The 7960-nt window shown below is 34.3% G+C and carries 9 protein-coding genes; 2 read left to right on the top strand and 7 right to left on the bottom strand.

The window, feature by feature from the left end; translation table 11 throughout:
• From DB41_RS03405 to DB41_RS03380, 7 genes are all read right to left on the bottom strand, one after another.
• Nucleotides 1-279: hypothetical protein (locus DB41_RS03405; RefSeq protein WP_039384311.1), on the bottom strand; the 279-nt coding region annotated here is incomplete at its 3' end.
• Between the two features lie 470 nt (nt 280-749).
• Complete coding sequence (locus tag DB41_RS03400; protein WP_039384310.1) at nt 750-1808, bottom strand: hypothetical protein; 1059 nt, start codon at nt 1806-1808, stop codon at nt 750-752.
• 131 nt (nt 1809-1939) lie between these two features.
• Complete coding sequence (locus DB41_RS03395) at nt 1940-2233, bottom strand: hypothetical protein (RefSeq protein WP_039384309.1); 294 nt, start codon at nt 2231-2233, stop codon at nt 1940-1942.
• Nucleotides 2234-2333: 100 nt separating this feature from the next.
• Nucleotides 2334-2477 carry a hypothetical protein gene (locus DB41_RS11595; protein WP_155117560.1) on the bottom strand — a complete coding sequence of 48 codons (144 nt, stop codon included), beginning with the start codon at nt 2475-2477 and terminating at the stop codon, nt 2334-2336.
• Between the two features lie 235 nt (nt 2478-2712).
• Nucleotides 2713-3213: a hypothetical protein gene (locus DB41_RS03390; protein WP_039384308.1), complete on the bottom strand. Its 501-nt coding sequence runs from the start codon at nt 3211-3213 to the stop codon at nt 2713-2715.
• Nucleotides 3214-4373: 1160 nt separating this feature from the next.
• Nucleotides 4374-4688 carry a hypothetical protein gene (locus DB41_RS03385; RefSeq protein WP_052243851.1) on the bottom strand — a complete coding sequence of 105 codons (315 nt, stop codon included), beginning with the start codon at nt 4686-4688 and terminating at the stop codon, nt 4374-4376.
• A gap of 145 nt (nt 4689-4833) precedes the next feature.
• A complete protein-coding gene (locus DB41_RS03380; protein WP_039384307.1) occupies nt 4834-6495 on the bottom strand; it encodes a hypothetical protein in 1662 nt (553 codons plus the stop codon).
• 249 nt (nt 6496-6744) lie between these two features.
• Between DB41_RS03380 and DB41_RS03375 the strand changes: the two genes are divergently transcribed.
• Both DB41_RS03375 and DB41_RS03370 read left to right on the top strand, forming a co-directional pair.
• Nucleotides 6745-7536, top strand: coding sequence for a hypothetical protein (locus DB41_RS03375; protein WP_039384306.1), 792 nt, complete (start codon nt 6745-6747; stop codon nt 7534-7536).
• 220 nt (nt 7537-7756) lie between these two features.
• On the top strand, nt 7757-7960 hold a 204-nt coding region (locus DB41_RS03370; protein ID WP_238578414.1), incomplete at its 3' end, for a transposase.

Raw genomic sequence — 7960 nt, 5'->3', positions numbered from 1 at the left:
ATAAAGTGCCTGAATCTTATTAGTACGCTTAAATACATGGAGGAAAAAAGCTCTAATAGCCTCCCATGCTACATCCTTATCCGTCCTTTCAAAAGTGATTTTTCGTGCTCTTATTAATTCATCTTTACCAAAAAAAGGATGATCAACTGTAGCGACCATTATTCTTGAAAAAACATGGGGAGGAGCAGCATTTCTTACCAATTCTGCTGCTTGGGAATCTGTACGGTTAACAAAATACCAAGCTGGACCTACTCCTGATTCTACATCATTGCTTATCATAAATTTTCTCCTATATTATTATTTTTAATTAAGTCACTCGGTGTGGAAGTTTTTAATAAGCATTCAGCTCTTTGATTTACTAAAGAAAATCATTTTTAATGACATTATAGGCTTGCCAAAGAAAATATTTTAAAATAGGAAAAGGTAGCAAATCTAGCAATCATCAAGATGCCGCAACCCGCGTCTCCAAGCTACTTCCGTCTCGCTTTCTTATGGCTGGTATATAGCCTGCTTATTTGGCATGAAATAATGCTTTTATTATAAGGACAATTATTTTCTTTTGAGTCAGCGATAGCTAACTATATTAGCAAGGATAAAAACTGACTGCTTTATAGATCATCTTGTAAGCTTTTGCCATCCCTATTTGCACTTCTGATTAAAGAATAGCTATCTTCTATTCTTTAGCCAAAGGGTCTAAATATTTATTTTAAAGCTACATATTTAGAGAAATATTTTTTCTTACCAAGCAATTACTCATATTTTATATGGAATAATATAATATAATCAGCTTCTCTTGCTATGTTTGGCGAAGCTCCATACTTTTTTATAAGTTCTTCAGATGTACCGACTTCGCATTTTTCATACTTCCATTGAGTTAGCATGTTGGGTAACTCCTTGGATATCTCTTTAAGAACTGTTGTTTGCAAAACTTTTACTTCTTCTAAACTTTTCTCTTTACTATGTCTTAACATACTTTCATAATAAGCTGAGGCATAATCGTATAATTTGCGCCACTTACTAGACAGAGATTCCATCTCTTGTTTATCTGCCTTTGAAGTATATCCTTTAATAGTCTTTCGAAAAGAAGAACGTTTTTTAATCATTTCTTCCCCTCCTTTATTTTTTTTCTTCTTGAGCCCTATGATTGTACACATTGTGTTTAGTTGATAGCTATACATGCAATCCATCTTACGCGCTATGCTGACTCCTTCATAACACTCCTCAATAATTTGCTTGTGAAACCATCCTGCTAGTTCTGCTGCGCTAATTTGCGGTTCATAAAAAGTTCCTTGGGCAGGAGAAAAATAAATTTTATCTTGAGGAATTGAAGAAATAGCCCGCATCATTTCTATATCTTTTCTTAAAATTATGCTATTGCCTAAAGGGATGGAAGAACGCATATCTTGCAGTAAACGTACTACTTTTTCTTGCTGCAAATTATAGCTTTCTGTATATTGCTGCATACTACTTAAAGCATTAATGATATTATTTATATTTTCTACTTTTTTTTCAGCTTCACTCACACATTGCGAATACTCCAAGCTATCAGCATTGTTTTTTAACATAGCTTGAGCAGCTTTATCACATTCAAAAAATTCATCTATTTGTTTTTTAAAATGTTCCTCTAATTTTTTGAGAGACATTTCTTGGTATTCCTCTAACAAAATAACACCTTCATTATCTAAGCATAGTTCTACCGCTTCTTTAATATCTTGTACTTCTAATTGCCGGATAGGCTGCATTAATTGCATATTAGTATTAACTGCAGTAATACCCGGTGCAGTGTTTATATTTATGGATGGATTCATTACTTAATTCCTTTAATTTTATGGGACTAATTTGAGAAGAATAAATAATTTTCTAGAGTACAAATTTATTTATGTTTAAATTTACCTATTTCATTGTTACTCTGTCTTTTTAAAATAGTTCTAATATGTTGCTATTTAAAAATTGCAAACACCTTAGGCACCATAGGACCTACTACTAAGCTTGCTTTAATAGCAAAGCTAGCTACTTGACTTACCTTTTTAGCAATAATATAATATTTCTGTTGTTGAATTTTGATCTCGCAAAAATTACAATCTTCTGATATTATTAATTCGAGATTCATACATTCAGCATAAGCTCTTTTAATTTCTTCAATACCTGTCTCGCGTGATTCTGCATCCTCAGAGTGATTTCCTAAAAGTTGGCCAGCTATTAAGTCTGTATCAATTTCAACATTGTTATCCACTCGAACTCCTATCATTTTCTCTAATATGACCTTAAAAGATAGCCAAGTTACGGAAAGATGCGAGACTTCTAAAAATATCTTGCGAGCTTTGACATCTCCTTCAGTAAGAGGAACGATACATTAGGCTTTTAACATTAATGCTAGAATAAGTTTCACGAGGAATATTTTGACTAATCAGGTCAGCTACTTTATAGTCAGGTAGGCCGGCAAGGTTTCCACCGTTTAAACGATATGCTGGTTCCATTTTAAATCCTTTAAATTTATTATTATTTTGTTATTTTCAAAATCAACTTATTGCTTTTTATTTATTGAATAAATTGTTAAGTATTAAGTTTCGCCTGATAAATAAACGAATCAATTCAGTATGTGACTGGAGCGCCTTGTTCCTTCTCTAGAGATCTTTACTATAACTTATCCCCTTTCTAATCAGAAATTATATTTTCCTAGGGGCATGTAATTTATGTCTAAATAAATCCTTATTATGACAATATACATTTTTGGGCTGCATTACGAGCATTTACTACTGCTCTATGTTCTGTTAAGGAGTCTGCTTCCAAATAGTTGCAATCATCTGAAATATAAAGTGTGATCGTCATGCATCTAGCATAAATAACTTTTAGTTCTTCTTCTGCACGAGCTATATCTTTGTCTTCCAAAGAAGGATCACGTCCTAAAAAGGATGCAACCAAGTTCCCGTTTACAGCCCGGGGGTCATCGCGGTACCGTAATCTAGCTTTTCCACTATTAAACAACTGAAGAAAAATAGCTCTTGCCACTTCCCAGCCAACTGATAAATTTGATCTTGTTAAAGTTATTTTTCTAGCATTTATTTTTGCATCATTTCCAATAAATGGATGGGTTACTGTTTGGACGTTTATACTTGTAAAAGTATTTTCCGGAATTTTTTCCCTAATTAAATCATTAACTTTATAATCAGGCAAGCCAACGAGGCTACCTCCATTTAAACTGCTAGCGGTCATATTCTTTAAAATCTCCTAATCCTTAAGATAAATTTAACCTTTTTCTACAATTATTAATAAACGCTTAATCCTATCTATTTAAGAATGGATACATTTTCCTGCTTTCATCGCCTTTTGTATCGCTTTAGTTTGCTTTATTTCCAGAATTATTTTCCTTTCCCTGAATCTGGAACATAAAAAGTTATACGTTTAGACTGTAAGCAAACAATTTTTAATATGTTTTCTATTTGAGTTGTTCTCTTTTATCTAACCGTACTCTAGTAAAGTAATATTTTAATAATTCTTGGTCCTTTATTATCTGGGCTTTACCCTCTTTTACCTCAAGTTCAAGAGCATTACCATAGCGTTGCTCAATCTTATCGGACTTGAATAGTTGTAAAAAAAAAGCTCTTACTGCCTCTCACGCTACATCCACATCCCTCCTTTCAAAAGTGATTTTTCTTCCTCCTAATTTCTTGTTCCTTTTCAGTAACATAAAAATTTTTGGTTACAACTTCTATCCTTGAAAAGATACCGGCGGGAACATGTCTTTTTACTATGTCAGTCGCTTGGCAATCAGTATTGTTACCAAAACTTCATGCAAATCCCCTATCTGGGTAAGCGGTCACTGGGCATATCCAGCTTTAGGTGCGACTCTACGGGCATCTACAAAGTCAAAAGTGTTCGCAAATAGCTGTTTTTTGTATGCATTTATAATTTATATTATCTCCTTAGTATCAATACATTAAGGACGGCTACCCGCCATGACCGCTTACCTTCTTTATCTTTTTTGCTTAAGCAAGTGATTAAATTATTACTTAATATATCAAACACTAAGCTTGTAATCTTTTTTTTGCAGATTTGTCAATGAATTTTTTTCTAAAGAAGTTCGGCTAGCTTAATTTTTTGCTAACTTACTCACCTTACGCATAGATGAGTTGAAAAAATTATTCTAAAGGTATATTTTTTTCTTTGAAAAGAGGAGAAAAAAATGGTTTAAGGTTTATTCGTCTTTCCGATTCATACCTTCCAAGTTTTATCTCAACTTTTCCTTAATGCTCACTATCATTACTCTTTATAACAACAGCTTAAGGCGGTTTGAAGCCCCTTCCGGAAAACCGACTTCGGAGGGCCTTCTCCATTATTTGTACAGCTTATGCACAAAGCTTTTTTGTTCATATTTAACTTCTTTGTGCGCCTGCGACGCACCCTCTATCGTCCAACGGACTTCCTGCAGCTTTGGCCATATCTTGTGAAGTAACATTATTGGGACAACAAGCTATATAATAAGCTACATCACGAGAGTCTTTTACGTTACGTCTTAAACAAAAGCCAACGTGCCACCCTTCAGGGCTAGCTGAATTGATTTCTAGACGATACCAATGATAATAGCGTTCGCCTTTTGCTCCTTTTCCTGCCGATAAACTCTGCCAATCATTTGGCTTAATTTCTGCAAGAAAGCGGCTGACTGGACTTCGATCAAAACCTACGCTCATATGATAGTTAGAGGGTACCGCTAATATATAAGGGCAGCATTTTCTGTATTTAAACCATAGAAGAAGACAGGCATGGAGAGGGAAAGAGAAGGCAATATATGCTCACCTTTAACCTAAGAGGAATATATAACCTATCCTCTTGAAATTAAACCCATGCATTTGTTCTTACTCTTCTAGGGACCAGAGGAGGAATAAGCCTTGTGGCTATCTCTAGTTGATGTTCAGTCCCCCATTTGCGTAATTTAATACCAGGTAGGATCTCTTCAGCTTGCTTTTCAACAACTTTTAGCTCTTCCTTAGTAGACGAGGGTAAAGGCTCTGCTAAATTAACAAGAACCTCGATAGATTTATTTAGAATTTCCTCATGCTGTTCTTGCATCTTTTGCTGGAGGCGTAACACCTCGAAACGTGTCTGTTCTTTTTTAATAATCTCTTTTTCTAGAATAAGCTGTTTGGCGTAATCTCTTATCTCTTGTTGATGTTGCTCATATAGCCTATTTCTATATTCTTGGATAGCCTTCTCTGTAATGCTTCTCATGCGCCTTACAAAGTCGCGAGTACTTTCTTGGATGATAAAGGCTTTCACTTTTTGAGGATCAATCTCCCTTTTAGCCGCTACATTTGCAGTTTGGGAAGAAGTCTCGGCATTTTGTTTAGAGTGAGTAATAGGTAGATTTTCCTGTTCTTGCTCAACTTTTTTATCTTGTTCTTGCGCAAAGATAGCTAAATTGTTAACAGCTAAAATATAAGTGGCATACTGGGTAAATTTTTGCTTAAAAACTTCTAATTCTTCAGGGCTAAGTTCAACAGCTTTTCCATCAACAAACTTGTGGAAAGTATTTTCCCGTAAGAATTTATCAATGAAGCTACGGTGTTCTTTATGGCTTACCTTATTTTGGCTAAGAAACTTTTCTGCAGCCTCCTTAGCACCTACATACTGATCGCCTACTTTAACAAACTTATCGGCTAAATGAGAGTGCAGATCAGGAAGTAGGCCTTTAAGCTCTTGAACAGCTTTTAGATCTGCTTTTCTATCTCTTTTTTCTGGGGCAGGGATGTCCGCTTTGATAATATTTAACCCATGCTTTTCAACTACATCCTCTGTGACCTCAGCCAACTCGCTAACATGAGTATTTTCTATGGATTTTTCTACAATCGCTTGTTTACCAACATTTTTAGACTCTTGATGTTCTGCCACTTTTCTTTCTTCAGTTACTGTAATTCTTTCGACATTCACTTTTACTTCTTCGACTTTTACTTTTGCTTCTTCGGCATTAACATTTATTTTTTCCACGCTAACTGTTTTTTTTTCTTCAACACTAGATTTCTCTTTTTGGTATATATCTAAAATAGTCTCACCATATAACTTTGCTTCCGATTGGCCATTTACTTCAATTTCTTGGCTTTCTTCTTTTATCGTATCCCAATCTTCCAATTCGAAAGAGGGTTCCTCTAATTCTTCAATAGTATTAGAAACCAATTCAAGAGCCTTAGAAATTTTTACCGCTTTCGCTTCAGCTACAATATCTCTTTTCGATTCGGAGGATTGATTAAAGCTAGGGGATAAATTCTCTTGCACCTTAATTACATCGTTATCATAAGCAATTGATTGTATGCTTTCTATAGTGTTGAGATAATCTTGTCTTTTAGTCTCCTCAGTGATAGCACTGCCCTGTAGAAGAGTATCTTTTCCCACTTTATTGCTTTCTATTTTGCTTTTATTCAACTGAGATAAGCTAGAATAGGATTGAGAGGGGAAATGATTGAAGTAAGATCCTTGATGATTGGTAAAATTCATACTACTCATACAGGTCTCCTAGGAATAATCTTTACTATTTTTATTATACTTTAGGCTTATTTTGATAAGCAATAAATAATATTATTTTTTTGAAAAAAAAAGAAAATTATTAAACATTTATGATCACAAGAAAATTGGAGAGGTTTTTTAAATTCATTGTTAAATTTTTCTTAAAGATTCAATAAAGAATTTGTAAGAAATATAGAGAGTTACTATAGTCTTTCTTTGAATCGCTAAACTTTAAACCAAGGAAATTTTATGACTCCCATATCTACTTCTTCAGCAGAATATAAACAATTTAAAGAAGCATTTACGCAGTATGCTCAATATACCGCGGCAGTTAACAATTTAAGAATTTTTGTTGAAGAAAATAAAGAAAGTTATAAAGCTCATCTACAAGAAGAAGCTAAGCAAATCGCAGAAAAAAAAGCAGCATTAGACGCTAGAATGGTAGATATATCTGCTAGAAAAGAAGAGTTAGCTGCTAAAAAAGGAGAGTTAGCTGCTAAAAAAGGAGAGTTAGCTGCTAGAAAAGAACAATTGAATACTAGAGAAGCAGAGTTAGATGCTACACTGGAGCAGTTAGCTAAAACACGAATAGATGCTGAGATTAAGCTTGCTCAGGCAGAAGCAAAAATAGAAAGAGGAAGAGCATTATCCAAATTGGCAGATGTAAGAGTTTTTTGTACTGCTTTAGGCTTACCACAACCTCAAGAAAATGATGTAGAAAAAATCAATCAAATCGCTTCGACTTATTTTCCAAATGGAGAAATTGGTGATATTAATGGGCAAATAACTCTTTTTTCTATGAGTCCTATTGAAAAATTTATTTCTGAAACAGGAAGCACTACCAACAAGCTTAATTTTACTCCTATCCGTATTGTTCATGATCCTAAAAACTTGGTAGAATTTTTACAAAAGCCTGGTTGTCGTATTAAATTTTTAGGCTTTGACGCTCGTATTAAAGATACCTTGGAACAGCAACTAGATGCAGTTTGCCCTAAAGAAGGTCGAACATTTAAAATAATGTATGTAGCCCCCAAGAAATAATATTTTCTGATTAGTATTTTCTCTTAAGAAGTTAAGGAGGAGGCAGGGGTATTTTTCCTTTCTCCTCCCATCTTCACCACCACACCATCAAGTTAAAGTTCTTAGAGATTAATAAGATCCATATATTCATCTACGTCTCCTGTAATAAACACTTTAGAGACATTCTCTGAATTATTAAAATCGTTTAAAATAGAGGCTGTTTAACCAGGAGCCTAATATGATAAGAAAACCTTATCCTAGCGATTTAAATAATCAAGAATGGCAAGTGCTTGAACCTATAATATGCAAGAAAAAAGCTGGCAAGCCACCTAAGCACGCTAGACGAGAGATGCTTAATGCCATCTTTTATGTTTTAAGGACAGGTTGCCAATGGACAGATCTTCCTCATGATCTACCTCCTTGGAAATCAGTCTACTCTCAGTTT

The organism is Neochlamydia sp. TUME1 (assembly GCF_000813645.1).
GTDB lineage: Bacteria > Chlamydiota > Chlamydiia > Chlamydiales > Parachlamydiaceae > Neochlamydia.
Note: the sequence above shows the minus strand (reverse complement) of the source record. Positions and strands in the feature narration are given on the sequence as shown.